A 25,587-nucleotide genomic window follows, 5' to 3' on the forward strand; every position below is an offset into this window, starting at 1 on the left:
CCATGCTTCCATGCAGTCCTGTTCGAACGCGCCTATCGTGTCCCATCGCCGAGGCTTTGTGAAGCCTTGCGCGTTGCGGCCACCGCGCGCGCCGCTGGTTTCCCACCGTTCCGCGACGAGGAGATGACGCTTCCGCCGGCGGGCGCCGCGTCGCGGTTCGTGATGGCATGGTAATAGGCCCAGAACAGCCGCGCGGCCACGGCCCGGTGCGGCGCCCAGCGCTCCGCCTCCCGCCGCAGGGCCTTTTCCTTCGGCCGCTCCGCAAGGCCGAGCCCGTGGGCCACCGCGATCTGGAGCGCCAGATCCCCGGCCGGGAACACGTCCGGATGGCCATGGGCGAAGAGGAGGTGGCACTCGGCCGTCCAGGGGCCGATCCCGTGCACCGCCGTCATCTCGCCGATGGCCGCCCCCGCCTCGGCCTGCGCGAGTCCCGCGAGGTCGAGCCGCCCGTCCGCCACGGCCGCCGCGATGGCCCGCAGGGTCCGCTGCTTGGCGCGGGAGAGCCCGGCCGCGACGAGCGTCTCGTCCGTGGCGGCCAGCAGCGCGCGGTGATCGCTGAGGTCGACGGCCGCGCTCAGCCGCGCGAAGATCGCATCGGCGCTGGCGCGCGAGACCTGCTGCGCGACGATGGTGGCGCAAAGGCCGCCAAGCCCGCCCGCCGAGCGCCGCAGCGGGACGGTGCCCGCGCGCGCGATGACGGGCCCCAGCCGCGGATCGGCCGCCTCAAGGGCCACCAGCGCGGCGGCGATATCGTTCTCGTCCCGGATCATCGCCTATAAATGGCATGAAAGGGGCCGTTCTCCATGCCCGAATCGTCGTCTCGCATCTTCCGCTTCGCCCCCAGCCCCAACGGGGCGCTGCATCTGGGCCACGCCTATAGCGCGCTTCTCAACCACGATCTGGCGCGGGCGGCCGGCGCGCGCCTCCTGCTGCGCCACGAGGATATCGACCGCGCCCGCTGCACGCTGGCCTTCGAGCGCGCGGTGGAGGCCGATCTCCGGTGGCTGGGCGTCGCCGTGGAGGACAGGCCGCGCCGCCAGTCGGAGCATTTCGCCGACTATCGCGCGGCGCTCGAAGCGCTGGAGGGGGAGGGGCTCGTCTACCCGGCCTTCATGACGCGCGGGCAGGTGCGCGCCTTCGCCGAGCGTTGGCAGGAGGAGAACGGCCGGCCCTGGCCGCGCGACCCGGACGGGGCGCCGCTCTACCCCGCGCTGGACCGCTCCCTCTCCGCGCGCGAGCGCGCGGAGCGCATCGCCGAGGGCGCTCCCTTCGCCTGGCGCCTGGACATGGCGGCGGCCTGCGCGCGCACCGGCCCGCTGAGCTGGACGGAGGAGGGTGGCGGGGAGCCGGGCGGCGTGCGTGTCGCAGCCGAGCCGCAGGCCTGGGGCGACGTGATGCTGGCGCGCCGGGACCTGCCGACCAGCTACCATCTTTCGGTGGTGGTGGACGACGCGCTTCAGGGCGTGACGGATGTGGTGCGCGGCGCCGACCTCCTGCCCGCCACCTCCGTCCATCGTGTGCTCCAGTCCCTGCTCGGCCTGCCCGCGCCCGCCTACCGCCACCATGCGCTGATCCTCGGGCCCGACGGGCGCAAGCTTTCCAAGAGCGCGCGCGATGCCGGGTTGGCCGCGCTGCGCGAGGCGGGGCTGACGCCGGCGGATGTGCGGCGCATGGTCGGATCAGGGGGCGAAATAGGCGAGCCAGCCTGAGAGGGTCAGCGCCGAGGCGATGGTGGTGCCGACGATGGCGGAGGCCGCCAGCTTCTCGCCCGACTTGAAGTAGACGGCCAGCAGGTAGACGTTCACCCCCGCCGGTGCGGCCGCGCCCAGCACGGCGATCGCCAGCCAGAGGGGCGGCAGGAAGGCGCTGCCCACGAGAAGGACGACGGCCGGCTGGAGGATGAGGGAGAGCGGCACCAGGAGCGCGGGCAACCGCAGGTCGCGCCCGATCTCGTACTTGGTCAGCGACAGGCCGAGCGCGATGAGCGCCAGCGGCCCGGCGGTCGCCGCGATGGAGCCGACGACGTCGCCGACCGGCCCGGTCATCGGCAGGCCGGACAGGCGCCAGCCGATGCCCGCCACGATGCCGATGATCAGCGGATTGCGCGAGAGCGAGCGCCAGATCCGGCCGAGCGCGGCTTTGTAGCTGAACCGCCCGCCGGCCGCGAGGCCGTCCTTCGCGTCGCGCATGGCCGCCCGTTCCACCAAAAGGGTGGAGCCCGTCACCATCAGCGGCAGATGGATGGCGAGAAGCAGCGCCAGGATGTCGAGGCCCTCGCGCCCGAAGGCGCGCTCCGTCACCGGAATGCCGACGAGGACGAGGTTGGAGAAGCTGGCGGCGACGCCGGCGATCACCCCCTCGCGCCTGTCCGTGCCGCCGAGCCGCCGGGCGAGGACCATGCCGGCGAGATAGACGACGATCACGCCGGAAAAATAGCTGACCCAGAGGAGAACGGGGCTCGCCTCCGCAGCGCCGCCGGTGGCCACGGTGCGGAACAGGAGGACCGGCATGGCGATGCCGAAGACGAAGGCGGCCAGCCCGTCCTCGCCCGATCTCGGCAGCAGCCCGAAGCGCGATATGCCGAAGCCGATGGCGATGAGCCCGAAAATGGGCAGGATGATCGAGATGGTGGATTGCACGGCGAAATCGCTTTGCGGCCGGGACGAGGGCGGGACGGGGCGTTTGTATCGCCCTTGCGCGCATCTCGCCACAGCCGCGCCCCTCGCGCGTGGCGTACGGGCGATCTATATGAGGGGCCGGGGGCCGCTCTTCGAAAAGAAAGCTCGGATGTCCACTTTTTTCGCCATTCTCGCCGTGATCCTGATGATCGCGACGGCCGCCGTCCTCCTCATGGGCCTTCGCAACATGATGGTGGGCGGGCCGGGCAACACCTCGCAAAAGCTCATGCGTATGCGGGTGATGCTCCAGGCCATCGCGGTCTTCGTCATCGTCTGCGCGCTTTATCTGGCACGCTGAGCCTCGTTCCGGCTTGATTGTCGCGTCAAAAGCGCTTCCTGACCGCAGGCCACGAAACGGGGGAGGCCAGGGTTGGTCCGGCTGAACAAGATCTACACCCGCACCGGCGACGACGGCACCACGGGCCTCGTCGCGGGCGAGCGGCGCCTGAAGTCCGATCCGAGGATCGAGAGCGTCGGCACCGTCGATGAGGTGAATGCCATTCTCGGCATCGCGCGGCTTCATGCCGAGCCGGAGCTCGACCGGCTTCTTTCCCTCGTCCAGAACGATCTCTTCGACCTCGGCGCGGACCTCGCGACCCCGATGGGCGACGAGCCGCCGCAGTTCGAGCGGCTGGCCATCGTGCCCGCGCAGGTGGACCGGCTGGAAGAGGAGATCGACCGGCTGAACGCCGATCTGCCGCCGCTCCGCTCCTTCGTCCTGCCGGCGGGCACGCCCGCCGCCGCCCATCTGCACCACGCCCGCACCGTGGCGCGCCGGGCCGAGCGGCTGATGGTCGCCCTGTCGCGCAAGCCCGGCGAAGCGGTCTCCGCACCCGCCCTGCGCTACATCAACCGCCTCTCCGACCTCCTCTTCGTCGCCGCGCGCCACGCCAACGGCAAGGGAACGGCCGAAGTTCTCTGGGTGCCGGGTCAGAACCGCTGAGGGACGGGAAGGGGACAGAGGGGGCGGCGGCGGAAAGACCCGCCGGACAGCGCCGCCCGAATTCTCGAACGTCTCCGAGGGCCGGGTGAGGGGGTGGACGACGAGGCGCCGCCCGGCGCGCGGCGGGAGCCGTTTCGCGCCGGGCCGGTCTTTTCGAAAGAAAATCGCCCGCCGCGCTTGCGCCGCGCGGCGGGAGGCGCAAAACACCCACTGACGCGAAAGCCTCGATTTTGACCTTTACGTAAAAGTTCGATATCTGGGCATGAACGAGGTGCCCGGACCACATCGTGCCCGGGCTTGAATGCAGGGAAGCGAGCGATGAAGATTCTCGTCTGCGTGAAGCGGGTGGTTGACTACAACGTGAAGATCCGGGTGAAGGGCGACGGTTCGGGCGTTGAGCTGGCCAACGTCAAGATGAGCATGAACCCGTTCGACGAGATCGCGGTGGAGGAGGCCCTTCGGCTGAAGGAAAAGGGCGCCGCCACCGAGGTGGTCGTGGTCTCCGTGGGCCCTGCGCAGGCGCAGGAGACGATCCGCACGGCGCTGGCGATGGGCGCGGACCGGGGCATTCTCGTCAAGGCGGACGGGGTGGTGGAGCCCCTCGCCGTGGCCAAGATCCTGAAGGGCGTGGTGGAGGCCGAGAGCCCGGAGCTGGTGATCCTCGGCAAGCAGGCCATCGACGACGACGCCAACCAGACCGGCCAGATGCTGGCCGCGCTGCTCGGCTGGGCGCAGGGCACCTTCGCCTCGAAGGTCGAGACGGCACAGGGCCGCGTCCAGGTCACGCGCGAGGTCGACGGCGGCCTCCAGACGGTGGATCTGAAGCTTCCCGCCATCGTGACGACGGACCTTCGCCTGAACGAGCCGCGCTATGCCTCGTTGCCCAACATCATGAAGGCCAAGAAGAAGCCGCTGGACGAGAAGTCGGCGGCCGATTTCGGCGTGGACCTGACGCCGCGCCTGGAGGTTCTGAAGACGGTGGAGCCGGCCAAGCGGCAGGCCGGCATCAAGGTCGCCTCGGTGGACGACCTCATCGGCAAGCTCAAGAACGAAGCCGGCGTGCTGTAAGGGAGAGACGATCCATGACCATTCTTCTTCTGGCCGAGCACGACAACAAGGCGCTGTCGGAGCAGACCGCCAAGGCGCTGAGCGCCGCGTCCCGGATCGGCGGCGACATCCATGTCCTCGTGGCGGGGCAGGGCGCGCAGGCCGTGGCCGGCGAGGCCGCGAAGCTGGGCGGCGTGGCGAAGGTGCTGCTGGTCGATGGCGCGCCCTACGCGCATCATCTGGCCGAGCCGCTGGCCGACCTCATCGTCAAGCTGGCGGGCGGCTACGAGGCGATCGTGGCGGCGGCCACGACGACGGGCAAGAACGTGCTTCCGCGCGTGGCCGCCCTTCTCGACGTGATGCAGGTCTCCGACGTGGTGGCGGTGGAGGGCCCGGACACCTTCCAGCGCCCGATCTATGCCGGCAACGCCATCCAGACGGTGCGCTCCGCCGACAAGGTGAAGGTCGTCACCGTTCGCACCGCCGCCTTCGCGGCGGCGGGGACGGGCGGCTCTGCCCCGGTCGAGACCGTGGAGGGGCTCGGCGATCCGGGCGTCTCCGCCTTTATGGGCGAGGAGGTGGCCGCCTCCGAGCGTCCCGACCTCACGGCGGCGAAGATCATCGTCTCGGGCGGGCGGGCCCTGGGCTCGAAGGAGAAGTTCGAGGAGGTTCTCCTGCCCTTCGCCGACAAGCTGGGCGCGGCCATCGGCGCGAGCCGCGCGGCGGTGGACGCGGGTTATGCGCCGAACGACTGGCAGGTGGGGCAGACCGGCAAGGTGGTGGCGCCCGACCTCTACATCGCGGTCGGCATCTCCGGGGCCATCCAGCACCTGGCGGGCATGAAGGACTCGCGCGTCATCGTCGCCATCAACAAGGACGAGGACGCGCCGATCTTCCAGGTCGCCGACTATTCCCTCGTCGGAGACCTCTTCACCCTCATCCCCGAAATGCAGGCCAAGCTCTAGGCGCAGGGATACGACGGGGGCGGCATGGGCCGCCCCTTTTCTTTCAGGGAGAGGACGATGGCGGAGCTCCAGCGGATCGGTGTCGTCGGCGCCGGGCAGATGGGGGCGGGCATCGCCCATGTCTCCGCGCTCGCCGGCTATGATGTCGTCGTCTTCGACGTCAGCCATGAGCGCGCCCTTCAGGGCATCGGGGGAATCACGGCCAATCTCGACCGGCAACTGGCGGGCGGCAAGATCACGGCGGGCGAAAGGGACGCGGCCCTCTCGCGCATCACGGCGGCGGACGGGGTGGGCGACCTTGCCGAGGCCGACCTCGTCATCGAGGCGGCCACGGAGGACGAGGCCGTCAAGCGCCGCATCTTCGCGCAGGTCTGCGACGTGCTGCGCCCCGAGGCGCTCCTGGCCACCAACACCTCCTCCATCTCGATCACGCGCCTGGCCGCCTCCACCGACCGGCCAGAGCGCTTCCTCGGCATCCATTTCATGAACCCCGTGCCGGTCATGAAGCTTGTGGAGCTGGTGCGCGGCATCGCCACCGCCGACGAGACCTACGAGACCGCGCGCGCCTATGTGGCGCGCCTCGGCAAGGCGATGACCGTGTCGGAGGATTTCCCGGCCTTCATCGTCAACCGCATCCTCATGCCGATGATCAACGAGGCGATCTACACGCTTTACGAGGGCGTCGGCTCGGTGGAGAACATCGACGCCTCGATGCGTCTGGGCGCCAACCATCCGATGGGCCCGCTCCAGCTCGCCGACTTCATCGGGCTCGACACATGCCTGTCGATCATGCAGGTCCTGCATGACGGGCTGTCCGATTCGAAGTACCGGCCGTGCCCGCTTCTGGTGAAATATGTCGAGGCCGGCTGGCTGGGCCGCAAGACCGGCCGGGGCTTCTACGACTATCGCGGCGAGACCCCGGTTCCGACGCGTTGAAGGGCGACAGGATGGACACGAAAGACGCCAACGGCACGATCCTCTCGGAGGGCGACAGCGTCACCCTCGTCAAGGACCTGAAGGTGAAGGGCACGAACGTCACCCTCAAGCGCGGCACGCTGGTGAAGAACATCCGCCTGACCGGCAATCCAGGCGAGATCGAATGCCGCGCCGAGAAGGTGAAGGACCTCGTCCTGAAGACGGAATTCCTCAAGAAGGCTTGAGCCTTCCCGAGACAGTTTGGCCATCTTTTGGCCCTAGGCGTGAACCATGCGGCGCTTCATTCGGCTCATCGGTGTCTTTCTCCTCGTCCTCGGCTTTCACGCGCATGCGTTCTCCGTGGTGGCGAGCGCCCATGCCGACGAGCGATGCGCCTTTGTGAGCGTGCCGCAGGTGGAGGCGAGCGATCCGGGGACACTCTCCTCCGAATCCCCTTCCGCCTCCTGCAAGCTGATGGTGAGCGGGGCCGCGCCCGAGCTTCAGTCGCCTCTGGCAACGCTCGCCGCCGAGCACTCCGCCCGTTTCGAGGGCGCGCCGCCGCCCTGGCACGGCCATGGCATCGAGAGACCGCCCAAGGGCGCCGCGGGTCGCGCCTGACGCCCTCTTTCCATCCCATGACCTGATCGCCGTCCCGCCAGCGCTCGCGCGCGGCATGGAGCGGCTTGTCGAGAAAACTCCCATGTCCAAGCTTTCCCATTCGAACAGGGATGCGGCGGCGCGTCCGCTGCTGCCCCGGCGCAGCTTCCTGGCCGCTCTCGGCGGGGCCGCGCTCTCGGGCTGCGTCTCCGTCCGCGAGCCGGCGCCGACCTTCGCGGTCGCCCCGCCCGCGCCGCCGCCGCCCCCGCCGGTGCCCCTCATGTACCAGGCGATGCCGCAGGAGCGTTTCCCGCTGCCGGCCGTCGATGTCTCGCGCGTCGACCCGGAGTTCTGGCGCGCCGAGGTCGATTACGTCACGCCGGAGCGGCCCGGCACGCTGGTGGTCGATACGGCGGCGAAATATCTCTACCATGTGGGCCAGGGCGGGCGCGCCACCCGCTACGGCATCGGCGTCGGCCGGCAGGGCTTCTCCTGGGAGGGGCGCGCGGTGGTGGCCTACAAGCGGGTCTGGCCGCGCTGGACCCCGCCGGATTCCATGGTGGCGCGCCAGCCGGAGCTGGAGCCCTATTCCATCGCCAATGGCGGCATGGACCCCGGGCCGACCAACCCGCTCGGCGCGCGGGCGCTCTACATCCACCAGAACGGCGTGGACACGATCTATCGCATCCACGGCACGCATCAGCCGTGGTCGATCGGCCGCGCCGTTTCCTCGGGCTGCATCCGGCTGCTCAACCAGGACATCATCCACCTGCACGACAATGTGAGCGACGGCAGCCCGCTCGTGGTCATCCACGACGGGGCGGACAAGGTCATCGGCGTGTGAGGCGGCGGCGCCGTCCTCCGGCGCCCCGTTCCCCCGTGCCTCAAAGGCTTCCCTCGCGGCTTTCGCGGCCCTGCTGCCACGGCCAGCGCCCGTCGATCTCCACCTGGAGCGCGAAGGACAGGAAGGTGCGCACCACCACCACCGCCGCCAGGATGCCGACGCTCTCCAGCGTCGGCTCCATCGCCACGGTCTTGATGATGTCGGCCGCCACGAGGAACTCGAGCCCCAGCAGGATCGCCCGGCCGATATTGGCGCGATAGGCGCGGAAGGCCGCCTTCCGGTCCTTGTCGCCTGCGGTGCCTCGCAACTCGCGCACATAGCCCGCCGAAGCCCAGGCGAGCCCGGCCACCGTCACCCCCACCCCGGCCAGCTCGAGAAGGTCGATGACGACGAGGAAGAGGCTGTTGAGCATGAAGGGGCCTTTCGCGCGGATGCGGACGGCCCCTTTTTACCCGCCGGGGCGCGTGGCTTCCACCGCCGCTCGGGAGGCGGGGGCCGTCAGGCGCCCGCCCGCCGCACCGCGTCCACCAGCCGCAGCGCGTCGGGGCTGGCCCATTCGGCCGGCCCGTTCATCACGCCGCGCGCACAGCCCGCCTCGTCCGCCAGGATGGTGACGGGCAGGCCGAAGGCGATGCCCTCGCGCTTCAGGTCGTTGAACAGCGCCATCGAGCCGTCGTGAAAGAAGGGCAGGTCGGTAAGGCCGATCTCCTCGTAGAAGGCCTTCGGCTTCTCGTCCTGCCCCATGTCCACGCTCACGGGCACCACGGCGAAGTCCTCCCCGCCCGCCTGCCGCTCCAGCTCGTCCAGCGCCGGCATCTCGGCCCGGCAGGGCGCGCACCACGTGGCCCAGAGATTGACCAGCATCACCTTTCCCTCGAAGGCCGAGAAGGAGGTGGGCTGGCCGTCGGCGTCCGAAAAGGCGAGGGCGTCCAGCGCGAAGGGCCGGTCCAGCGGCGCCATGGCGGCCACCTCGCCGCGCGCATTCTCGTCCAGCGCCCGGGCGAAGGCGGCGTTGGCCGCGCAGGTCCCGGCCGCCGCTTCGTTGCCAGAGCGCGTCTCCATCACGTATACGCCGACGACGCCCGCAGCCGCGCCCGCCACGGCAAGCGCTGCGAAGCGGGAAAAGACGGGACGGGGGGCTTTGCGTTCCGGCTCGGGCATCGGGGACCTTTCGGAAAAACGGTATGGACAAGCGATCGGGCAACGAGATGTGGGGCGGGCGGTTCGCCAGCGGTCCCGACGCCATCATGGAGGCGATCAACGCCTCCATCGACTTCGACAAGCGCCTCTACGAGGAGGACATTGCCGGGTCGCTGGCGCATGCCGAGATGCTGGCAGGTGTCGGCATACTCTCCGGGGACGACGCGGCCAAGATAAGGCAGGGCCTGGAGACGATTCGCCGCGATATCGCGGAAGGCCGCTTCGAGTTCCGGCGCGACCGCGAGGACATCCACATGAATGTGGAGGCGCGCCTAGCCGAGCTGATCGGCCCCGCCGCCGGGCGCCTGCACACGGCGCGCTCGCGCAACGACCAGGTGGCGGTGGACTTCCGCATGCATGTGCGCGCCGCCTTCCGCGACCTCGACCGCGCGCTTCTGGCGCTGATCGAGGCGCTGCTCGACCGGGCCGAGGAGCACGCGGCCACGGTCATGCCGGGCTTCACCCATCTCCAGGCCGCGCAGCCCGTGACCTTCGGCCACCATTGCCTGGCCTATGTGGAGATGGTCGCGCGGGACCGTTCGCGCGTTGCCGATGCGCTGGCGCGCCTGGACGAATGCCCCCTCGGCGCCGCCGCGCTCGCCGGCACCGGCTTTCCCATCGACCGCCATCGCACGGCGGCCGCGCTCGGCTTTTCCGGGCCGACGCGCAACTCGCTCGATTCGGTCTCCGACCGCGACTTCGCGCTCGACTTCCTCGCCACCGCCTCCATCTGCGCCACGCATCTGTCGCGGCTGGCGGAGGAGATCGTCATCTGGTCGACGCCGCAATTCGACTTCGTGCGCCTCTCCGATTCCTTCTCCACCGGCTCCTCCATCATGCCGCAGAAGAAGAACCCGGACGCCGCCGAGCTGGTGCGCGCCAAGACGGGCCGGATCAACGGCTCGCTGGTCTCGCTCCTGACGGTGATGAAGGGCCTGCCCCTGTCCTATTCCAAGGACATGCAGGAGGACAAGGAACAGGTCTTCGACGCCATCGACAACCTGGCGCTGGCGCTGGCCGCGATCACCGGCATGGTGCGCGACATGGGCGTGAACGCGCAGAAGATGCGCGCGGCGGCCGGCGCCGGCTTTTCCACCGCCACCGATCTCGCCGATTTCCTGGTGCGCGAGGCGGGCCTGCCCTTCCGCGAGGCCCATCACGTGACGGGCCGCGTGGTGGCGCTGGCCGAGGAGCGGCGCGTGGCGCTGGAGGCCCTGCCGCTGGATGCGCTGAAAGCGGTGGACGAGCGCATCACCGATGCGGTCTACTCCGTCCTGTCGGTGGATGCCTCGGTCGCCAGCCGCACCAGCTTCGGCGGCACCGCGCCGGACAATGTGCGCGCGCAGGTCGCCTTCTGGCGCGAAAGGCTGGCTTCATGAGGAGCGGACGGATGGTGGGGACGAGGATGCGCACGGCCGTGATACTGGCCATGATCGGGCTGGCGCTCGCCGGCTGCGGGCGCAGGAACGCGCCCGTGCCCCCGCCGGGCCCCGACGGGCAGTCGCGCCCCTCGGCGGTGGCCGTCGGCACGCTGGCCCCCGGGCCGGGCGAAGCCACGCGCAACAGCGCTGCCCCCGAACGCCGCTTCGTTCTCGACGGCCTCTTGAACTGACCCCTCCGCAACCGGGCGCGCCATGAACCATTTCCAGTATGTCGACGGCGTCCTCCATGCGGAGGACGTCGACCTGCGGCGTGTCGCGCACGATGTCGGCACGCCCTTCTACTGCTATTCCACAGCCACGCTGACGCGCCATTACCGGGTGTTTGCGGAAGCTTTCGCCGATATCGACGCGCTCGTCTGCTACGCGATGAAGGCGAACTCCAACCAGGCGGTGCTCAGGACGCTCGCCGATCTGGGCTCGGGCGCCGATGTCGTCTCCGGCGGGGAACTGGCGCGCGCGCTCGCCGCCGGCATTCCGGCGGAGAAGATCATGTTCTCCGGCGTGGGCAAGCAGGACTGGGAGATCGACGCGGGGCTCGAAGCGGGCATCTTCTGCTTCAACGTCGAATCGGAGCCGGAGCTGGAGGCGATCTCGGCCCGCGCGCTCGCCCTCGGGCGCACCGCCCATCTCTCCTTCCGCATCAACCCGGATGTCGATGCGCGCACGCATGCCAAGATCTCGACGGGCAAGAAGTCCGACAAGTTCGGCATCGCCTTCGAGCGGGCGGAGGAGATTTACGCCAGGGCGGCGAGCTTGCCGGGCGTCGAGGTGTCGGGCATCGACATGCATATCGGCTCGCAGATCGTCGATCTGGAGCCGTTCGACCACGCCTTCGAGAAGCTCGCGGGCCTTGTGGCGCGCCTGCGCGCGCGCGGGCACGCTATCTCCCATGTCGATCTCGGCGGCGGCCTCGGCGTGCCCTACCGCTCCGACATGGACGCCCCGCCCGAGCCGCCGGCCTATGCGCAGATCGTCAAGCGCCATGTGCGCGATCTCGGCTGCAAGGTGGTGTTCGAACCCGGCCGCCTGATCGCCGCCAATGCGGGCATCCTGGTCTCCCGCGTGGTCTATGTGAAGCAGGAGTCGGGCCGCACCTTCGTCATCCTCGACGCGGCGATGAACGACCTCATCCGCCCGACCCTCTACGAGGCCTGGCACGATATCCGCCCCGTGGCGGAGGCTGCGGGCGGCGAGCGGGTGGTCGTCGATGTCGTGGGTCCCGTCTGCGAGAGCGGCGACTTCATGGCACGGGACCGGCCCCTGCCGCCGCTGAAGGCGGGAGACCTCGTGGCCATCGCCTCGGCCGGCGCCTACGGCGCGGTGCAGTCCGGCACCTACAATTCGCGGCCTTTGGTGGCCGAGGTGATGGTGAAGGACGACGCCTTCTTCCCCGTGCGCCCGCGCCAGACCCTCGAGGAATTGATCGCCCTCGACCGCCTGCCGCCCTGGATGTGAAACGGTTCTCGGCCGCCCGGATCGTCCCACCCTCGCCGCGCTCCGGGGCCGACGGGCGAGGGCGAGGCCATCGGCCCGATCCGATCGGCGGGACGCCAAGATGAGCCCTCCGCCTCGCCTTCGCCTCAAAAACTGTTAAGCTTCAGTCCTTTCTTGGCGGTAACGGAAAGCGGCTTCATGGCGGATCGGACGGAGCCCGAAGCTCGGACAAGCAGCCTTGGGCTCGTTTCCGCCCGGGCCGGCGCCTTCGCCGCCCTTCTGGCCGAGCGGCTTTGGCCCACGCTCTTCTGGCTGGCCGGCCTTGTCGCGCTTTTCGCCACGCTCGCCTGGTTCGGCGTCTTCGCCGCTCTTCCCTCCTATGCGCGGCTGGGGCTCCTCGGCCTCTTCGCCTTCGGCGCGCTCTTCGTCCTGTGGCGGGCGCGGGGCATCCGCGTGCCGGCGCCGCACGAGGTCGTGGCGCGGATCGAGGCGGCGAGCGGCCTTCAGCACCAGCCGCTGGCCGTGCAGAGCGACCGGCCCGTCTCGTCCGACGACCCCTTTGCCGGCGCGCTGTGGCGCGAGCACCAGCGGCGCATGGCCGCGCGGCTCAAGACCTTGCGTGCCGGCGGCCTTCGCGCGCGCACCGAGCGGCTGGACCCGCTCGGCCTGCGCGCTCTCCTCGCCCTCTCGCTGGTCACGGCCTTCGCCTTCTCCTTCGGGCCCAATGGGGGGCGGCTTGCCGATGCGCTGGCCCCGGTGGACGGCGCGCTGGCGCCCGGCGTGCGGGTGGATGCCTGGGTCACGCCGCCGGCCTATACGGGCGTGCCGCCGATCTTCCTGGCGGCGGGGGACGAGGGCGAGCGCGAGGTGCCGGCGGGCAGCGTCCTCTCGGTGCGGGTGTCCGACAGCGAGGGCCTGCGCCTCGGATTCGGCCCGCGCACCGGGGAGCCCGCCGTCGAGATCGCGCCGAACGCGGCCGAGGGCGGGGCCGCCGTCCCGGCCGGGCAATACGAGTTCGCGCTGGAGGAAAGCGGCGCCGCCGTCCTGGAGACGCGGCTTCGCACGCTGTCGCGCTGGAGCTTTTCGGTGCTGCCCGATTTGCCGCCCCTGATCGAGTTCGACGGCGAGCCGCGCCAGGCCCGAAACGGGGCGCTGGAGATGAACTACCGGCTCCGGGACGATTACGGCGTGGCGCGCGGCGAGGTGGAGGTGGAGGTGCTCGAAACGCTCTCGACCGACGCCCGGCCCCTCATCGCGCCCCCGCAGATCAACCTTTCGCTGCCCCGCCGCACGCGCGGCGAGGCGCGCGGGCGCACCAGCGTCAACCTGGCGGAAAGCCCCTATGCCGGCGCGCGCGTGTCGCTCACGCTGGCCGCGCGCGACGATGCCGGCCAGACCGGCCGCTCCGAGCCGATGGAGATGACGCTGCCGGCGCGCGCCTTCGCCAACCCGCTCGCGCGGGCCGTGGTGGAGCAGCGCCGCCTGCTGGCGCTGGATGCCAATCTTGCCCCGCGCGTGGTGGAGATGCTGGACGCCGTGACGCTGCACGGCGACAGCTTCATCGAGAAACCCGGCGACTACATCGCCCTGCGCGCCGCGCGCAGCCGCATCGCCGGGGCCGCCAGCGACGAGCATCTCGTCTCGGCCGTCGATTTCCTGTGGCAGATCGCGCTCGGCATCGAGGACGGCAACCTCTCCACGGCCGAGCAGCGCCTGCGCGACGCGCAGGAGGCGCTGGCGCAGGCCTTGGAGGAGGGGGCCTCCGAGGAGGAGATCGCCGCCCTGATGGACGAGCTTCGCGCCGCCATGGACGAGTTCATGGCCGCCATGGCCGAGGCCATGCGGAACCAGCCGCCGCGGGGGCCCATGGACATGGGCAATGTGCAGGAGCTGCGGCCGCAGGATTTGCAGCGGATGCTGGACCGGATCGAGGATCTGGCGCGCTCCGGCTCGCCCGATGCGGCCCGCGAGCTTCTGGCCGAGCTTCAGGCCATGATGAACAACCTCCAGGCCATGCAGGGCCAGCCGCAGCCCTCGCAGCAGCAGAGCGAGGCCCAGCAGCGGATGAACGAGGCGGGGGAGCTGCTCCAGCGCCAGCAGGAGCTGATGAACCGCACCTTCGAGCTGGGCCGCGAGCAGGCGCGCCAGCGCATGGGCCAGGACGGTATGCCCGGCGACCCGGGCGAAGGCGAGCCGATGAGCGCGGAGGAGCTGCAGCAGCGTATGCAGGAATTGCAGGGCGAGCAGGAGGCGTTGCGTGAGCAGTTGGAGGGGCTGCAGCAGTCCATGGAAGAGATGGGCATGGAGCCCGCCGAGGGATTCGGCGAGGCGCAGGAGGCCATGCGGGGTGCCGAAGGCGCGCTTGGCGAGGGAGACGACGGCCGTGCGGTGGGCCGGCAGGGCGAGGCCATGGAGGCCCTGCGCCGCGGCGCCGCAGACATGATGAGCCAGATGCAGGCCATGGCCGAGGGCGGCCAGCCGCAGCCCGGACAGGGGCAGGGCGGACCGGGCGGCGGGCAGGCGCAGCAGCGGGAGGGCCGCGACCCCCTCGGCCGCGAACGGCCCGATGGCGGAACCGAGCTCGGCCAGAACGGCGAGGTGCCGGACGAGATCGACGTGCAGCGCGCGCGCCGCATCCTCGAACAGATCCGCGAACGGCTGGGCGACCGGCTTTCCCCGCAAATGGAGCGGGACTATCTGGAGCGGCTTCTGCGCACCCCCTGACATGGGGTATCGAGGGCGGCGATCCGCCACACGAGGCCCCGATGACCGACTGGAACCCCGCGCTCTACACACGCTTCGAGGACGAGCGCACAAGGCCCGCGCGCGATCTCCTCGCCCGCTGCCTGATCGATTCGGCGGATGGCGAGCGGCTTTCCATCGCCGATCTCGGCTGCGGTCCCGGCAATTCCACTGAGCTTCTGGCCCGGCGCTTCCCGAAGGCGCGCATCACCGGCTACGACCTGTCGGAGGCGATGCTGGAGGCGGCGCGGGAGCGCCTGCCCCATTGCGCCTTCGAACGCGCCGATATCGCGCACTGGCGGCCGGGTACCCGCTTCGATCTCGTCTATTCCAACGCCGCCCTGCAATGGGTGCGCGGGCACGAGGCGCTTCTGCCCGGCCTCCTCTCCCATGTCGCGCCGGGAGGGCTTCTGGCGGCTCAGGTGCCCGACAATCTGGCCGATCCGAGCCAGACGGCCATGGCGCGGATCGCGCGGGAACCGGCCTTCGCGCCCTATCTGGCCGGCGCCGGCGAGGCGCGGGAGCCGATCGCCCCGCTTCACACGGTCTATGACTGGCTGGCGGGGCAGGCGCAGGGCGTCGATGTCTGGCTCACGCACTACCAGCACCCGATGGAGAGCGCCGAGGCCATCACGCAATGGTTCCGCTCGACGGGGCTCAAGCCCTTTCTCGATCCGCTGCCGGAGGCGCTGAAGGCGGACTTCCTGGAACGCTATACGCGGGAGATGGAGAAGGCTTATCCGGCGCGCTCCGACGGGCGCCTCCTCCTCGGCTTCCCGCGCCTCTTCTTCGTGGCGAAAAAGGGCTGAAGGCTCAGCCGTAGCGGCGCAGCGGCTCGGCGCGGGCGGGGGCGGCCATGAGGGCCTTGGTCACGCGGGCGCGGATCTCGGCGAGCGTGAAGGGCTTGTCGACCACGCCCTCGATGATCGCCGTCAAATCCTCCGCCGCCTCGCGCTGCTCGGCATAGCCGGTCATCAGCAGGATCGGCAGGTCGGGAAAGGCGGAACGCGAGGCATGGGCCAGCTCGATGCCGGTCATCGCCGGCATGCGGATATCGGAGAGGACGAGGTCGAAATCCCCGTCCTCGGCGACGAGCACCTCCAGCGCCTCCTCGCCGTCCTCGGCCACGCTCACGGCATGGCCGTCCAGACGCAGGGCCCGCGCCACCAGAAGGCGCACGCCCGCGTCGTCCTCGGCGACGAGAATCTTGGCCATGCCGTCCTCTTCCTTGCCGCCGGCGAATGCATGCCGGCCGGAAGCAGTATGACGGCCAATCCTTACGCGGACCTTATTCGACGACGCGCCCGACGAAGGGCAGCTCGCGAAAGGCGTGGCCCACATCCATGCCGTATCCCACCACGAAATGGTCGGGGCAGGAGAAGCCCACATAGTCGGCCTCGATCTCGGTCTTGCGGCGCATCGCCTTGTCGAGGAGCACGGCGATCTGCGAGCGCGCCGCGCCCCGCTCCAGCATCAGCTCGCGCGCGAATTTGAGCGTGCGGCCCGATTCCAGGATGTCGTCGACGAGAATCACGTGGCGGCCCGCAACGCTCTGCTCCACATCTCGCAGGATGCGCACCTCGCCGCCCTCGGTTCCCGCGCCGTAGCTGGAGAGCGACATGAACTCGACCTCGGGCGAGAGGCCCGCCTCGTGCAGGGCCCGCAGAAGGTCGGCCGTGAAGACGAAGGCGCCCTTCAGTATGCCCACGAGAAGCAGGTCGCCCGGCCCGCTCGCGGCGATCTCGCCGGCGAGCCGGCGCACGGCTCCTGCGATCTCCTGCGCGCTGTAGAGTGTCTCGATGGACCGGCCGCGGACGTGGATCATTCGGTTTCCGTTCCGGGCGGCCGCGCCGCCCGGCCTCGTAGGCGTTCCGGCGTCCGGCCGGCCCGGAGGCGCGCTGGCGGGCCTGGCGTCAGACCCGGCTCGAGGCCGTTCCCATCGGGCGGCAGCGCCTGGCAAGGCGCATAGCATCGTCGAGCAGCGATTGATACGGGCGCAGGCCGAGACGCGCCGCAAGGTCCGGCGCCGGCACGGGCCGGGGGGCCGGCGCCTTGCCCGCGCGCGCCACGATCTCGCCCTCGATGACGAGGCCGCGCCGGGCGCGGCGCGGGCCGGGGACGTTCGGGTCGCGTGTCATGGCTCTCGTCCTCTCTCGCTCCTGTTCAGGAAGGGGTAAGGTCCTCATGGTTAACGAATGGTGAACCGGGCCCCGATGGCGCCCGGCATGAGAATGACCAGTATGCCGGCGCACATCAAGCGCCGGGGCGGCTGCGGGAGAGACCTTGATACGATTCGAGAATGTCGGCCTGCGCTATGACATGGGCCCCGAGGTGCTGCGCGACCTGACGTTCGAGATCGGTCGCCAGTCCTTCCAGTTCCTCACCGGCCCATCCGGCGCGGGCAAGACCAGCCTTCTGCGCATGCTGTTCCTGGCGCTCAGGCCGACGCGCGGGCTCGTCACCATCATGGGCCGCGATGCCTCCACCCTGACGCGCGAGGACCTGCCGCCCATCCGCCGGCGGATCGGCGTCGTGTTCCAGGATTTCCGCCTGCTCGACCACATGACCACCTACGAGAACGTCGCCTTGCCGCTGCGGGTGCGGGGTCGGGCGGAGGACAGCTACCGGCAGGACGTGGTGGACCTCATCCGCTGGGTGGGGCTGGGAGAGCGGCTGAACGCGCCGCCGGCCGTCCTGTCCGGCGGCGAGAAGCAGCGCGCGGCCATCGCCCGCGCGCTCATCGACCAGCCCGACATCCTCCTGGCGGACGAGCCCACCGGCAATGTCGACCCGCCGCTCGCCCGCCGGCTCCTGCGCCTGTTCATGGAGCTGAACCGCACGGGCACGGCGGTGGTCATCGCCACGCACGATCTCGGCCTGATGGAGCAGGTGGAGGCGCGCCGGCTGGTGCTCTCGGAAGGGCGGCTCGAAATCTATGATTAGGGCGCTGGCGGACCATCTGTCGCGAGCCGTGCGCTCCTGGCGGCGGGCCCGCGGGGCGCGCCCCACGCCCATCGTGCCGCCGGGCAATGTCGCCGGCCGCGCGCTCACCACCGTCATCGCGATCATGACCTTCCTCGCCAGCCTCACCTTCGGGGCCGTGTCCCTGGTGGCGGAAGCGGCATTCGACTGGGAGAGCGAGATCTCGCGCGAGATCACCATCCAGATCCTGCCGGAGGACGGGCTCGACATGGGCGAGGCGCTCGGCCGCCTGCGCGCGCTGGTGGCGGCGACGCCGGGCGTCGTGGCGGCCGAAATTCTGGACGATGGCGCGACGGCCCGCCTCCTGGAGCCCTGGCTCGGCCCGGGGCTGGACCTGGAGGAACTGCCCGTTCCGCGCCTCCTGATCGTCTCCATCGACGAAGCGGCCCCGCCCGATTTCGCCGCGCTGGGCGAGCGTGTCCGTGAAGCGGTGCCGCAGGCCAGCCTCGACGATCATCGCGCCTGGGTCTCGCGGCTCGTCTCCATGGCGCGGGCCACGGTCCTGGCCGGTATCGCGATTCTCGGCCTCGTCCTGACGGCCACCGTCCTCACCGTCGTCTTCGCCACGCGCGGGGCCATGTCGGGCAATCGCCAGATCATCGAGGTGCTGCATTTCGTGGGCGCGCGCTCCAGCTTCATCGCCGCCGAGTTCCAGCGCCATTTCCTGCGCCTCGGCCTTCTGGGCGCGGCCACGGGTGGGGCGGGGGCGCTGGCCGTGTTCGGCCTCGTGGGCTGGTGGGCGCGCTCCAACCGCGCCACGCCGGAGGCCGACCAGATCGGGGCGCTGTTCGGCTCCTTCGCCATCGGCTGGGGCGGCTATGCGGGTGTGGTGGTGCTGGCGCTCCTCGTGGGCCTCGTCACCGCGCTCACCTCGCGCCTCACGGTCAAGCGCCAGCTCGCGGCCATCGACATGCTTTCGCCGGTGGAAGGTTGAACGTTTAGGCTATGCTGGCCGTTCAAGCCCCAGGCAGCGTTGAGGCGCCAATGATCGGGCGGTTCGCACGCGGCAAGACGGATTCGCGGATGAGGCAGAAGAGCGACAGGAAGGGGAGGGGGCGGCGTCTGGCCGCCCGGTTGCTGGGCGTGGCGCTCATCGTCGCGCTCGCGCTGTCCGCCTATCTGGCGGGCGGCTTCCTGCGCTTCGCGCAGGAGGTCGCCTCCCTTTCCGTGCCGGCCTCGCTGGAAGAGACGGACGGCATCGTGGTGCTCACGGGCGGCGCGCAGCGCATCGAGCGAGCGCTCGACTTGCTCAAGCGTGGCGAGGGCCAGCGCCTGCTCATCAGCGGCGTCAATCCCGGCACCGGCATCGCCAGCCTCTCGCGCCTCACCGGCAACGACCGCTCCCTGTTCGAATGCTGCGTGGACCTCGACTACGCCGCGCTCGATACGATCGGCAATGCGCGCATGACCGCCCGGTGGGCGCGCGAGCACGGGCTGGACCGGCTGATCCTCGTCACCAGCGACTATCACATCCCCCGTTCGCTGATCGAGCTGGAGGGCGTGGCGGACGCGCCTGTGGTGGTGCCCTATCCCGTCTCGCCCGAAAAGCTCTGGCGCGCGGACGGCACGCCGACACGCCTCGGCCTCAGGCTCCTGGCCACCGAGTTCGCCAAGGTTCTGGCCGCCAAGGCGCGGCTGGCCACCGGCATAGACTATGCGCGCAGCAGCCACAGGCAGCTGGCCGCCCACGATCCCGCCTCCTGACGTGGCTTTGCTTGTGGGCCTTGCGCGGTTAAGAGAGCACGACGCGCAACGCTTCGCCGGGACATGACGCTTCTACGATCGCTCGCCTTCCACATCTGCTTCTACGCCAACCTGATCCTTCAGCTTCTGGTGTATCTGCCGGTGTTCTTCCTCTTGCCGGAGCGCCATTGCTGGGCGATCGTCAAGAACTGGGCGCGCTCCAGCCTCTGGATCCTTCACCATGTGGCCGGCATCCGCACCGTCATTTCGGGGCGGGAGAACATCCCGAGCGGGGGGGCGATCATCGCCTCCAAGCACCAGTCCTTCTGGGAAACCTTCGCGCTGATTCCCGAGCTGGAGAAGCCCGCCTTCATCCTCAAGAAGGAGCTGATGGCGATCCCTGTCTTCGGCTGGTACGCCCGGCGGATGCGGATGATCCCCGTGGACCGCGCCAAGCGCGGCGCGACGCTCCCCTCGCTTCGCGGCGCGGTGCGCGAGGCGGTGGAGGAGGGGCGCCACGTGGTGATCTTCCCGGAGGGCACGCGGGCCGCGCCCGGCGCGGCGCCCAACTACCGGCCGGGCGTCCATTATCTCTATTCGGAGCTGTCGCTCACCATCGCGCCCGTGGCTGTCAATTCCGGCCTGTTCTGGCCGCGCAAGGCCTTTCGCCGCGAGCCGGGCACCATCCGGGCCGAATTCCTGCCCGTCATCGGGCCGGGCCTGGAGCGCGAGGCCTTTCTCGGCCGCCTGCGGGACGAGATCGAGACCGCCTCGCTGGCCCTGATGCGCGCCGCCTACGCCGAGCGCGCCGACCTTCCGATGAGCGATCTGGTGCGCGCGCGCCTTGCGGAGGAGGGCGCCTAGAGAAATTCCTGCAAAAGTGGGAACCGATTTTGCGTCCGGGACTGCGTAAGAACAAAGAGATAGTGCATGGGGAGGTAATCCGGTTTTCACCGGAAATGCTCTAGAGGCGCGCCACGACCTCCTCCAGCCAGGAATCGCTGAGGCCGAGCGCGCGGATTTCGCCCAGCGCCGATGTCACATATTCTGTGTTCGGGCCGGAGCGCCCGTGCGAGCGCGCCACCATATGGGCCGCCTCGCTCGCCGAGAGGCGCCCGGCATACTGGCTGTGCCCGCGGTCCACGACATAGGCCAGCGCGCGCACGAGCCGCCCGTCCTCCAGCCGCACGGGCAGCGTGGTCTCGCGGTAGACATGCGTCACCAGCTCTCGCTCGCGCAGATAGTGGATGGTCGCCTCCGCCAGCGCCGCCTCCACGCGAAACGCCATGCCGACGCATGAGCCGCCCCGGTCGAGCCCGAAGACGAGTCCCGGCCGCTCCGGCGTGCCGCGATGCACGTGGGAGCGCACGCAGAGCGAGCGATGATAGCCCGCCAGCCGGCCCTTGGCGCGTTCGGCGAAGGAGAAGCCCGGACGCCAGATCAGCGAACCATATCCGAAGACCCAAAGATCGCTCATCGCCCTTGAAATTCCCCGATGCCCGCCCGACAACCCGTGGGCCGGACGGCGGCAGTGAGCGGCAGTGAAAGGACAGGGGACCCCATGGCGTCAAGCGCAAAAACCGGCTCGGGCGCCATGCGGGCCTTCGCCATCGTGGCCGGCATCGTCGTCCTTCTGGCGGCCGGTCTCGTGGCGGCGTGGTTCTATCTGGCGGGCGAGCTGGACCGCCGCGCCGAGGCCGCGCTCCAGGCGGCGGCCGGGCGCGGCGTCACCGTCGGCTGCGCCAATCGCAGCGTCTTCGGCTTTCCGTTCCGGCTCGGCCTGTCCTGCGACGCGGTGACGCTCCACGCGCCGGAAAGCGCGGTGAACGCCAGCGGCGGCGCCGTGCGCACCGCCGCCCAGATCTACGATCCCTCGCGCATCGTGCTGGAGTTCGACGGGCCCGCCAGCGTGGAGGCGCCCGACCTGCCGCCCTTCGACGTCCTGTGGCGGCTGGGCCGCGCCTCGGCCGTGTTCGACGGCCTCACCCTCGACCGCCTCTCCATCGCGGTGGACGCGCCGCTCGTGGCGCTGCGCCAGCCGGCGTCCGACCGGCTGGAAGTGGCGCGGTCCGAGCGGTTCGAGATTCACGCGCGCCGCAATGCCGGCGATCTCGATCTGGCGATCCGCGACGAGGGGCTCGTCGTCACGCCGCCGGGGCTGGCAAGCCTGCCGCCCTTCGACCTCTATGCCGAGATGGCCGTGGCGGGCGCGCAGGACTGGCTGTCGCAGGGCCTGCCCGGCGGGCGGCTGGACGCCGCCCTTCGCGGGCGGGACGGGCATCTGCGGATGCTACGCCTCGATCTGCAAGGCGGCGGGGCGGCCGAAATCAGCGGCCCCTATGCCATCTCGCAAGGCGGCGAGATTTCGGGCGACTTCGCGCTGGCGGTGGAAAACCCGCAGGCCATCGCGGGGCTGGTGGAGACGCTGCTGCCCGGCTCGGCGGGCGTCGCCAGCGCCCTTGCCGGCGGGCTCGCCTTCGCCGGGCGGCAGGAGAACGGGCGCACCGTGGTCGATATCCAGGTGCGGGAGGGGCGCGCCCAACTCGGCTTCATCCCGCTCGGCCGCATCCCGCCGATCTAAGGCATTTCAGGCGGAAACGGGATCACCACCCATGCTCCATCAATTTGTTCTTACGCAGTCGCGGACACAAAAACCGGTTCCCGTTGTCGCTGGGATTGCTCTAGTCGCCCGCCTCGTTCCACGGGTCCTTGCGCGGCGGCAGGCGGCCGAAATTGGCTTCGGCCGTGTCCTGCCCCGCCTCCACGATGGAGCGGCGGATGGAGCGCGTGCGCGTGAACAGCTCGAACAGCGCGTCGCCGTCGCCCCAGCGGATCGCCCGTTGCAACGAGGCGAGGTCTTCCGAGAAGCGCGCCAGCATCTCCAGCACCGCCTCGCGGTTGGTCAGGAAGATGTCGCGCCACATGGTGGGGTCCGAGGCGGCGATGCGGGTGAAGTCGCGAAAGCCGGAGGCGGAGAACTTGATCACCTCCGACTGCGTCACCGTTTCGAGGTCGGCGGCCGTGCCCACGATGTTGTAGGCGATGAGATGCGGCACGTGGGACACGATGGCCAGCACGAGGTCGTGGTGCTCGGCGCTCATCACCTCCACCATGGCGCCCATCGCTTCCCACAGTGCGCGCAGTCGTTCCGTGGCCTGCGCCTGCGTGCCCTCCACGGGCGTCAGGATGGTCCAGCGGTTCTCGAACAGCTCGAGGAAGCCAGCGTCGGGGCCGGACTGCTCGGTGCCGGCGATGGGGTGGCCGGGCACGAAATGGACATGGGCGGGCAGGTGCGGGGCCATGTCGGCCACCACCGAGCCCTTCACCGAGCCGACATCCGTCACCACGGCGCCGGGCTTGAGCGCGGGCGCGATGGCCTGCGCCACCGCCCCGCAGGCCCCCACCGGCACGCACAGGATGACGAGATCGGCATCCTTTACCGCCTCGATAGGGTCGCTGTGATAGCTGGTGCCGAGGCCCAGCTCCCGCGCGCGCGCCAGCGTCCCCTCCCGCCGGGTGGCGATGGCGATCTCGCTCGCAAGGCCCCGCTCGCGCAGGTTGATGGCGATCGAGGAGCCGATCAGGCCGATACCGACCAGCGCGACCTTGCCGAAAAGGGGCGTCATCGTTTGAGGAACTCGCCGAGCGCGGCGAGGACGCCGAGATTGGCCTTCTCCGAGCCCACGCTCATGCGCAGCGCGTTGGGGAAGCCGTAGCCGGTCACGCGACGCAGGATGAAGCCCCGTTCGGTGAGGAAGGCGTCGGCCTCCGCCGCCCGCCGCCCGTCCTCGTCCGGGAAGTGCACCAGCAGGAAATTGCCGACCGAGGGAGTGACGCGCAGGCCCAGCGCCGTCAGTTCCTCCGTCAGCCGCCCGAGCCACAGATTGTTGTGCTCCACCGTCTTCTCGACATGCGCCCGGTCGCGCACCGCCGCCGCGCCCGCCGCGATGGCGGCCGCGTTGATGTTGAAGGGTCCGCGAATGCGGTTCAGCGCGTCCACCACGGCCTCGGGCCCGTAGAGCCAGCCGATGCGCAGCGCGGCAAGGCCGTGGATCTTGGAGAAGGTGCGCGTCATCACGACGTTCCGCGCCTGGCTCACCAGCTCGACGCCCGCCTCGTAGTCGTTGCGCCGCACATATTCGGCATAGGCCGCGTCGAGCACGAGCAGCACATGGTCCGGCAGGCCCGCATGCAGGCGCCGCACCTCGTCGAAGGGCAGGTAGGTGCCGGTCGGGTTGTTGGGGTTGGCCAGGAAGACGATCTTCGTCTTCTCGCCCACGAGCGCGAGGATCGCGTCCACGTCGGCCCGCTCGGCCTGTTCGCGGGCCACCACCGGCTTTGCGCCCGTCGCGCGGATGTAGATGTCGTAGACGAGGAAGCCGTGCTCGGTGTGGATCGCCTCGTCGCCGGGCGCGAGGAAAGCCTGCGCCAGGAGGCCCAGAAGCTCGTCCGACCCGTTGCCGGCCAGGATGCGCTTCGGGCTGAGCCCGTGCACCTCGGCGATGGCCTCGCGCAGCGCCAGCGCCTGCCCGTCCGGGTAGAGCTCCAGATGCGCGGCCGCCTCCATCATCGCCTCGCGCGCCTTGGGCGAGGGGCCGAGCGGCGTCTCGTTGGAGGACAGCTTGTGAAGTTCCACGCCGGCGGGCGCGCGGCTCTTGCCGGGCTCGTAGGCATGGATGTCGAGAACGCCGGGCTTGGGGGCCGGGCCCCGGTTCTGGCTCTGCATCGCTCGCCTGTCCTTCGCAGCTGGGAAAGGGCCACAGGGGCCGGTTTTCACAAGGCGCCGCATAGCCCCCGGCAGGGCTTCTGTCGAGGCCCCGGCCGCCTTTGCGGGCAAGGGCTTGCGCCGGGCCGGGCGCGCAAGGTTGCAAACGCGGCCCGATCTGCCATAGCAACGGCCATGTTCGCGGGAGAGCCCCATGTCGATCATCGCAGCGCCCTTGAAGGATGAGACGGCCCTCGGCCTGAAGGAAGCCCGCGAGCCTTCCTCCAGGGTCATGCGCTTCGGCGCGGACGAGCCGCTGCACCTCGACGCGGGCGCCACGCTCTCGCCCTTCGAGATCGCCTACGAGACCTATGGCGAGCTGAACGCCGACAAGTCCAACGCCATTTATGTCTGCCATGCGCTGACGGGCGACCAGCACGTGGCCAGCCGCCATCCGGTCACGGGCAAGCCGGGCTGGTGGTCCTCCATCATCGGCCCCGGCAAGCCGGTGGACACGAACCGCTTCTTCGTCGTGTGCGCCAACGTCATCGGCTCGTGCATGGGCTCCACCGGCCCGGCCTCGATCGACCCGGCGAGCGGGCGGCCCTATGCGCTCGACCTGCCGGTGCTGACGATCCCCGACATGGTGCGCGCGCAGGCCATGCTGATCGACCGCCTCGGCATCGACCAGCTCTTCGCCGTGATCGGCGGCTCCATGGGCGGCATGCAGGCGCTGCAATGGGCCGTGGCCTATCCCGAGCGCGTCTTCTCGGTGCTGCCGGTCGCCACCGGCGCGCGCCATTCCTCGCAGAACATCGCCTTCCACGAGGTGGGCCGGCAGGCCGTGATGGCCGACCCCGAATGGCGCGGGGGGCGCTATATCGAGGCCGGCACCCGCCCCCACAAGGGCCTGGCGGTGGCGCGCATGGCCGCGCATGTCACCTATCTGTCGGAGGCCGCGCTGCACCGCAAGTTCGGCCGCAACCTTCAGGATCGAGACAGGTTCGGCTTCGGCTTCGAGGCCGATTTCCAGATCGAGAGCTATCTGCGCCACCAGGGCACCACATTCGTGGACCGGTTCGACGCCAACGCCTATCTCTATCTCACGCGCGCGATGGACTATTTCGACATCGCGGCCGAGCATGGCGGGCGGCTGGCGGAAGCCTTCCGGGGCACGCAGTCGCGCTTCTGCCTCGTCTCCTTCTCCTCCGACTGGCTGTTTCCCACGGCCGAGAGCCGCGCCGTGGTCCATGCGCTGAACGCGGTCGCGGCCTCCGTCTCCTTCGTGGAGATCGCCACGGACAAGGGCCACGACGCCTTCCTGCTCGACGAGCCGGAATTCTTCGCCGCCATGGATGGCTTCATCCGCTCCGCGGCCAAGGCGAGGGGACTGAAATGAAGCTCGACGGG

The 25,587-nt window shown here is 70.1% G+C and carries 30 protein-coding genes; 20 read left to right on the top strand and 10 right to left on the bottom strand.

The window, feature by feature from the left end; translation table 11 throughout:
- Positions 1–32: 32 nt before the first annotated feature.
- Positions 33–770, bottom strand: coding sequence for a DNA-3-methyladenine glycosylase family protein (locus tag J7654_RS08790; RefSeq protein ID WP_209735549.1), 738 nt, complete (start codon positions 768–770; stop codon positions 33–35).
- 33 nt (positions 771–803) lie between these two features.
- On the opposite strand from J7654_RS08790, the gene gluQRS reads away from it, so the two are divergent.
- Positions 804–1,709 (top strand): tRNA glutamyl-Q(34) synthetase GluQRS, encoded by a 906-nt coding sequence (gene gluQRS / locus J7654_RS08795; RefSeq protein WP_209735550.1) that lies wholly within the window; start codon positions 804–806, stop codon positions 1,707–1,709.
- On the opposite strand, the gene J7654_RS08800 is transcribed toward gluQRS, so the two are convergent.
- Positions 1,680–2,639, bottom strand: a complete 960-nt coding sequence (locus tag J7654_RS08800; protein WP_209735551.1) for an AEC family transporter — start codon at positions 2,637–2,639, stop codon at positions 1,680–1,682. The genes gluQRS and J7654_RS08800 overlap by 30 nt on opposite strands.
- Before the next feature lie 148 nt (positions 2,640–2,787).
- Between J7654_RS08800 and J7654_RS08805 the strand changes: the two genes are divergently transcribed.
- From J7654_RS08805 to J7654_RS08840, 8 genes are all read left to right on the top strand, one after another.
- Positions 2,788–2,976, top strand: a complete 189-nt coding sequence (locus J7654_RS08805; protein WP_209735552.1) for a twin transmembrane helix small protein — start codon at positions 2,788–2,790, stop codon at positions 2,974–2,976.
- A 72-nt stretch (positions 2,977–3,048) separates the two neighbouring features.
- Entirely contained in the window at positions 3,049–3,621 is a 573-nt protein-coding gene (locus J7654_RS08810) for a cob(I)yrinic acid a,c-diamide adenosyltransferase (RefSeq protein WP_209735553.1), read from the top strand.
- A gap of 318 nt (positions 3,622–3,939) precedes the next feature.
- Complete coding sequence (locus J7654_RS08815; protein WP_209735554.1) at positions 3,940–4,689, top strand: electron transfer flavoprotein subunit beta/FixA family protein; 750 nt, start codon at positions 3,940–3,942, stop codon at positions 4,687–4,689.
- Positions 4,690–4,703: 14 nt separating this feature from the next.
- A complete protein-coding gene (locus tag J7654_RS08820) occupies positions 4,704–5,633 on the top strand; it encodes an electron transfer flavoprotein subunit alpha/FixB family protein (protein ID WP_209735555.1) in 930 nt (309 codons plus the stop codon).
- 57 nt (positions 5,634–5,690) lie between these two features.
- Positions 5,691–6,569: a 3-hydroxybutyryl-CoA dehydrogenase gene (locus J7654_RS08825; protein WP_209735556.1), complete on the top strand. Its 879-nt coding sequence runs from the start codon at positions 5,691–5,693 to the stop codon at positions 6,567–6,569.
- Between the two features lie 11 nt (positions 6,570–6,580).
- Positions 6,581–6,793: an alkylphosphonate utilization protein gene (locus J7654_RS08830; protein ID WP_209735557.1), complete on the top strand. Its 213-nt coding sequence runs from the start codon at positions 6,581–6,583 to the stop codon at positions 6,791–6,793.
- 46 nt (positions 6,794–6,839) lie between these two features.
- Positions 6,840–7,166 (top strand): hypothetical protein, encoded by a 327-nt coding sequence (locus tag J7654_RS08835; RefSeq protein WP_209735558.1) that lies wholly within the window; start codon positions 6,840–6,842, stop codon positions 7,164–7,166.
- 82 nt (positions 7,167–7,248) lie between these two features.
- Positions 7,249–7,989 (top strand): L,D-transpeptidase, encoded by a 741-nt coding sequence (locus tag J7654_RS08840; RefSeq protein ID WP_245195437.1) that lies wholly within the window; start codon positions 7,249–7,251, stop codon positions 7,987–7,989.
- Between the two features lie 40 nt (positions 7,990–8,029).
- On the opposite strand, the gene J7654_RS08845 is transcribed toward J7654_RS08840, so the two are convergent.
- Complete coding sequence (locus J7654_RS08845; RefSeq protein WP_209735560.1) at positions 8,030–8,401, bottom strand: DUF1622 domain-containing protein; 372 nt, start codon at positions 8,399–8,401, stop codon at positions 8,030–8,032.
- Positions 8,402–8,487: 86 nt separating this feature from the next.
- A complete protein-coding gene (gene tlpA, locus J7654_RS08850) occupies positions 8,488–9,150 on the bottom strand; it encodes a thiol:disulfide interchange protein TlpA (RefSeq protein ID WP_209735561.1) in 663 nt (220 codons plus the stop codon).
- A gap of 23 nt (positions 9,151–9,173) precedes the next feature.
- Here tlpA and argH point away from each other — a divergent pair, with 23 nt between their 5' ends.
- The 5 genes from argH to tam all read left to right on the top strand — a co-directional run bounded on the left by argH (position 9,174) and on the right by tam (position 15,616).
- Positions 9,174–10,568, top strand: coding sequence for an argininosuccinate lyase (argH, locus tag J7654_RS08855; protein WP_209735562.1), 1,395 nt, complete (start codon positions 9,174–9,176; stop codon positions 10,566–10,568).
- Positions 10,565–10,801, top strand: coding sequence for a hypothetical protein (locus J7654_RS08860; protein ID WP_209735563.1), 237 nt, complete (start codon positions 10,565–10,567; stop codon positions 10,799–10,801). Before argH ends, J7654_RS08860 begins: the two co-directional genes overlap by 4 nt.
- A gap of 22 nt (positions 10,802–10,823) precedes the next feature.
- A complete protein-coding gene (lysA, locus tag J7654_RS08865) occupies positions 10,824–12,086 on the top strand; it encodes a diaminopimelate decarboxylase (protein ID WP_209735564.1) in 1,263 nt (420 codons plus the stop codon).
- A 177-nt stretch (positions 12,087–12,263) separates the two neighbouring features.
- Positions 12,264–14,789 (top strand): TIGR02302 family protein, encoded by a 2,526-nt coding sequence (locus tag J7654_RS08870; RefSeq protein WP_209735565.1) that lies wholly within the window; start codon positions 12,264–12,266, stop codon positions 14,787–14,789.
- Between the two features lie 41 nt (positions 14,790–14,830).
- On the top strand, positions 14,831–15,616 hold the full coding sequence (tam, locus tag J7654_RS08875) for a trans-aconitate 2-methyltransferase (protein WP_209735566.1): 786 nt from the start codon (positions 14,831–14,833) through the stop codon (positions 15,614–15,616).
- Between the two features lie 4 nt (positions 15,617–15,620).
- Here tam and J7654_RS08880 read toward each other — a convergent pair whose 3' ends face one another.
- The 3 genes from J7654_RS08880 to J7654_RS08890 form a co-directional block, all read right to left on the bottom strand.
- Positions 15,621–16,022 (bottom strand): response regulator, encoded by a 402-nt coding sequence (locus J7654_RS08880; RefSeq protein WP_209735567.1) that lies wholly within the window; start codon positions 16,020–16,022, stop codon positions 15,621–15,623.
- A 73-nt stretch (positions 16,023–16,095) separates the two neighbouring features.
- Entirely contained in the window at positions 16,096–16,632 is a 537-nt protein-coding gene (hpt, locus tag J7654_RS08885; protein ID WP_209735568.1) for a hypoxanthine phosphoribosyltransferase, read from the bottom strand.
- A gap of 88 nt (positions 16,633–16,720) precedes the next feature.
- The gene (locus J7654_RS08890) at positions 16,721–16,945 is read right to left on the bottom strand and encodes a hypothetical protein (protein WP_209735569.1); all 225 of its coding nucleotides are present in this window, start codon (positions 16,943–16,945) and stop codon (positions 16,721–16,723) included.
- A 145-nt stretch (positions 16,946–17,090) separates the two neighbouring features.
- Between J7654_RS08890 and ftsE the strand changes: the two genes are divergently transcribed.
- The 4 genes from ftsE (at position 17,091) to J7654_RS08910 (ending at position 20,336) form a co-directional block, all read left to right on the top strand.
- Entirely contained in the window at positions 17,091–17,750 is a 660-nt protein-coding gene (gene ftsE / locus J7654_RS08895) for a cell division ATP-binding protein FtsE (RefSeq protein WP_209735570.1), read from the top strand.
- Complete coding sequence (locus J7654_RS08900) at positions 17,743–18,723, top strand: cell division protein FtsX (protein ID WP_245195438.1); 981 nt, start codon at positions 17,743–17,745, stop codon at positions 18,721–18,723. The genes ftsE and J7654_RS08900 overlap by 8 nt, the downstream gene beginning before the upstream one ends.
- 89 nt (positions 18,724–18,812) lie before the next feature.
- Positions 18,813–19,493, top strand: coding sequence for a YdcF family protein (locus J7654_RS08905; protein WP_209735571.1), 681 nt, complete (start codon positions 18,813–18,815; stop codon positions 19,491–19,493).
- Between the two features lie 63 nt (positions 19,494–19,556).
- Positions 19,557–20,336, top strand: a complete 780-nt coding sequence (locus tag J7654_RS08910) for a lysophospholipid acyltransferase family protein (protein ID WP_209735572.1) — start codon at positions 19,557–19,559, stop codon at positions 20,334–20,336.
- A gap of 100 nt (positions 20,337–20,436) precedes the next feature.
- Here J7654_RS08910 and J7654_RS08915 read toward each other — a convergent pair whose 3' ends face one another.
- Positions 20,437–20,949: a gamma-glutamylcyclotransferase gene (locus J7654_RS08915; RefSeq protein WP_209735573.1), complete on the bottom strand. Its 513-nt coding sequence runs from the start codon at positions 20,947–20,949 to the stop codon at positions 20,437–20,439.
- Between the two features lie 84 nt (positions 20,950–21,033).
- Between J7654_RS08915 and J7654_RS08920 the strand changes: the two genes are divergently transcribed.
- On the top strand, positions 21,034–22,053 hold the full coding sequence (locus tag J7654_RS08920) for a DUF2125 domain-containing protein (RefSeq protein ID WP_209735574.1): 1,020 nt from the start codon (positions 21,034–21,036) through the stop codon (positions 22,051–22,053).
- Positions 22,054–22,153: 100 nt separating this feature from the next.
- On the opposite strand, the gene J7654_RS08925 is transcribed toward J7654_RS08920, so the two are convergent.
- The gene (locus J7654_RS08925; protein ID WP_209735575.1) at positions 22,154–23,098 is read right to left on the bottom strand and encodes a prephenate/arogenate dehydrogenase family protein; all 945 of its coding nucleotides are present in this window, start codon (positions 23,096–23,098) and stop codon (positions 22,154–22,156) included.
- On the bottom strand, positions 23,095–24,198 hold the full coding sequence (gene hisC / locus J7654_RS08930; RefSeq protein WP_209735576.1) for a histidinol-phosphate transaminase: 1,104 nt from the start codon (positions 24,196–24,198) through the stop codon (positions 23,095–23,097). The genes J7654_RS08925 and hisC overlap by 4 nt, the downstream gene beginning before the upstream one ends.
- 193 nt (positions 24,199–24,391) lie before the next feature.
- Between hisC and metX the strand changes: the two genes are divergently transcribed.
- On the top strand, positions 24,392–25,576 hold the full coding sequence (metX, locus tag J7654_RS08935) for a homoserine O-acetyltransferase MetX (RefSeq protein WP_209735577.1): 1,185 nt from the start codon (positions 24,392–24,394) through the stop codon (positions 25,574–25,576).
- Positions 25,577–25,587: the final 11 nt, after the last annotated feature.

This window comes from Aureimonas populi (assembly GCF_017815515.1).
In the GTDB taxonomy this organism is placed as follows: Bacteria; Pseudomonadota; Alphaproteobacteria; order Rhizobiales; family Rhizobiaceae; genus Aureimonas; species Aureimonas populi.

Bases quoted from the DNA above. Each gene is read 5' to 3' on its own strand.
- J7654_RS08790 (WP_209735549.1), bottom strand. From the start codon at position 770: ATGATCCGGGACGAGAACGATATCGCCGCCGCGCTGGTGGCCCTTGAG.
- gluQRS (WP_209735550.1), top strand. From the start codon at position 804: ATGCCCGAATCGTCGTCTCGCATCTTCCGCTTCGCCCCCAGCCCCAAC.
- J7654_RS08805 (WP_209735552.1), top strand. From the start codon at position 2,788: ATGTCCACTTTTTTCGCCATTCTCGCCGTGATCCTGATGATCGCGACG.
- J7654_RS08815 (WP_209735554.1), top strand. From the start codon at position 3,940: ATGAAGATTCTCGTCTGCGTGAAGCGGGTGGTTGACTACAACGTGAAG.
- J7654_RS08820 (WP_209735555.1), top strand. From the start codon at position 4,704: ATGACCATTCTTCTTCTGGCCGAGCACGACAACAAGGCGCTGTCGGAG.
- J7654_RS08825 (WP_209735556.1), top strand. From the start codon at position 5,691: ATGGCGGAGCTCCAGCGGATCGGTGTCGTCGGCGCCGGGCAGATGGGG.
- J7654_RS08830 (WP_209735557.1), top strand. From the start codon at position 6,581: ATGGACACGAAAGACGCCAACGGCACGATCCTCTCGGAGGGCGACAGC.
- J7654_RS08835 (WP_209735558.1), top strand. From the start codon at position 6,840: ATGCGGCGCTTCATTCGGCTCATCGGTGTCTTTCTCCTCGTCCTCGGC.
- J7654_RS08840 (WP_245195437.1), top strand. From the start codon at position 7,249: ATGTCCAAGCTTTCCCATTCGAACAGGGATGCGGCGGCGCGTCCGCTG.
- J7654_RS08845 (WP_209735560.1), bottom strand. From the start codon at position 8,401: ATGCTCAACAGCCTCTTCCTCGTCGTCATCGACCTTCTCGAGCTGGCC.
- tlpA (WP_209735561.1), bottom strand. From the start codon at position 9,150: ATGCCCGAGCCGGAACGCAAAGCCCCCCGTCCCGTCTTTTCCCGCTTC.
- argH (WP_209735562.1), top strand. From the start codon at position 9,174: ATGGACAAGCGATCGGGCAACGAGATGTGGGGCGGGCGGTTCGCCAGC.
- J7654_RS08860 (WP_209735563.1), top strand. From the start codon at position 10,565: ATGAGGAGCGGACGGATGGTGGGGACGAGGATGCGCACGGCCGTGATA.
- lysA (WP_209735564.1), top strand. From the start codon at position 10,824: ATGAACCATTTCCAGTATGTCGACGGCGTCCTCCATGCGGAGGACGTC.
- J7654_RS08870 (WP_209735565.1), top strand. From the start codon at position 12,264: ATGGCGGATCGGACGGAGCCCGAAGCTCGGACAAGCAGCCTTGGGCTC.
- tam (WP_209735566.1), top strand. From the start codon at position 14,831: ATGACCGACTGGAACCCCGCGCTCTACACACGCTTCGAGGACGAGCGC.
- J7654_RS08880 (WP_209735567.1), bottom strand. From the start codon at position 16,022: ATGGCCAAGATTCTCGTCGCCGAGGACGACGCGGGCGTGCGCCTTCTG.
- hpt (WP_209735568.1), bottom strand. From the start codon at position 16,632: ATGATCCACGTCCGCGGCCGGTCCATCGAGACACTCTACAGCGCGCAG.
- J7654_RS08890 (WP_209735569.1), bottom strand. From the start codon at position 16,945: ATGACACGCGACCCGAACGTCCCCGGCCCGCGCCGCGCCCGGCGCGGC.
- J7654_RS08900 (WP_245195438.1), top strand. From the start codon at position 17,743: ATGATTAGGGCGCTGGCGGACCATCTGTCGCGAGCCGTGCGCTCCTGG.
- J7654_RS08905 (WP_209735571.1), top strand. From the start codon at position 18,813: ATGAGGCAGAAGAGCGACAGGAAGGGGAGGGGGCGGCGTCTGGCCGCC.
- J7654_RS08910 (WP_209735572.1), top strand. From the start codon at position 19,557: ATGACGCTTCTACGATCGCTCGCCTTCCACATCTGCTTCTACGCCAAC.
- J7654_RS08915 (WP_209735573.1), bottom strand. From the start codon at position 20,949: ATGAGCGATCTTTGGGTCTTCGGATATGGTTCGCTGATCTGGCGTCCG.
- J7654_RS08920 (WP_209735574.1), top strand. From the start codon at position 21,034: ATGGCGTCAAGCGCAAAAACCGGCTCGGGCGCCATGCGGGCCTTCGCC.
- J7654_RS08925 (WP_209735575.1), bottom strand. From the start codon at position 23,098: ATGACGCCCCTTTTCGGCAAGGTCGCGCTGGTCGGTATCGGCCTGATC.
- hisC (WP_209735576.1), bottom strand. From the start codon at position 24,198: ATGCAGAGCCAGAACCGGGGCCCGGCCCCCAAGCCCGGCGTTCTCGAC.
- metX (WP_209735577.1), top strand. From the start codon at position 24,392: ATGTCGATCATCGCAGCGCCCTTGAAGGATGAGACGGCCCTCGGCCTG.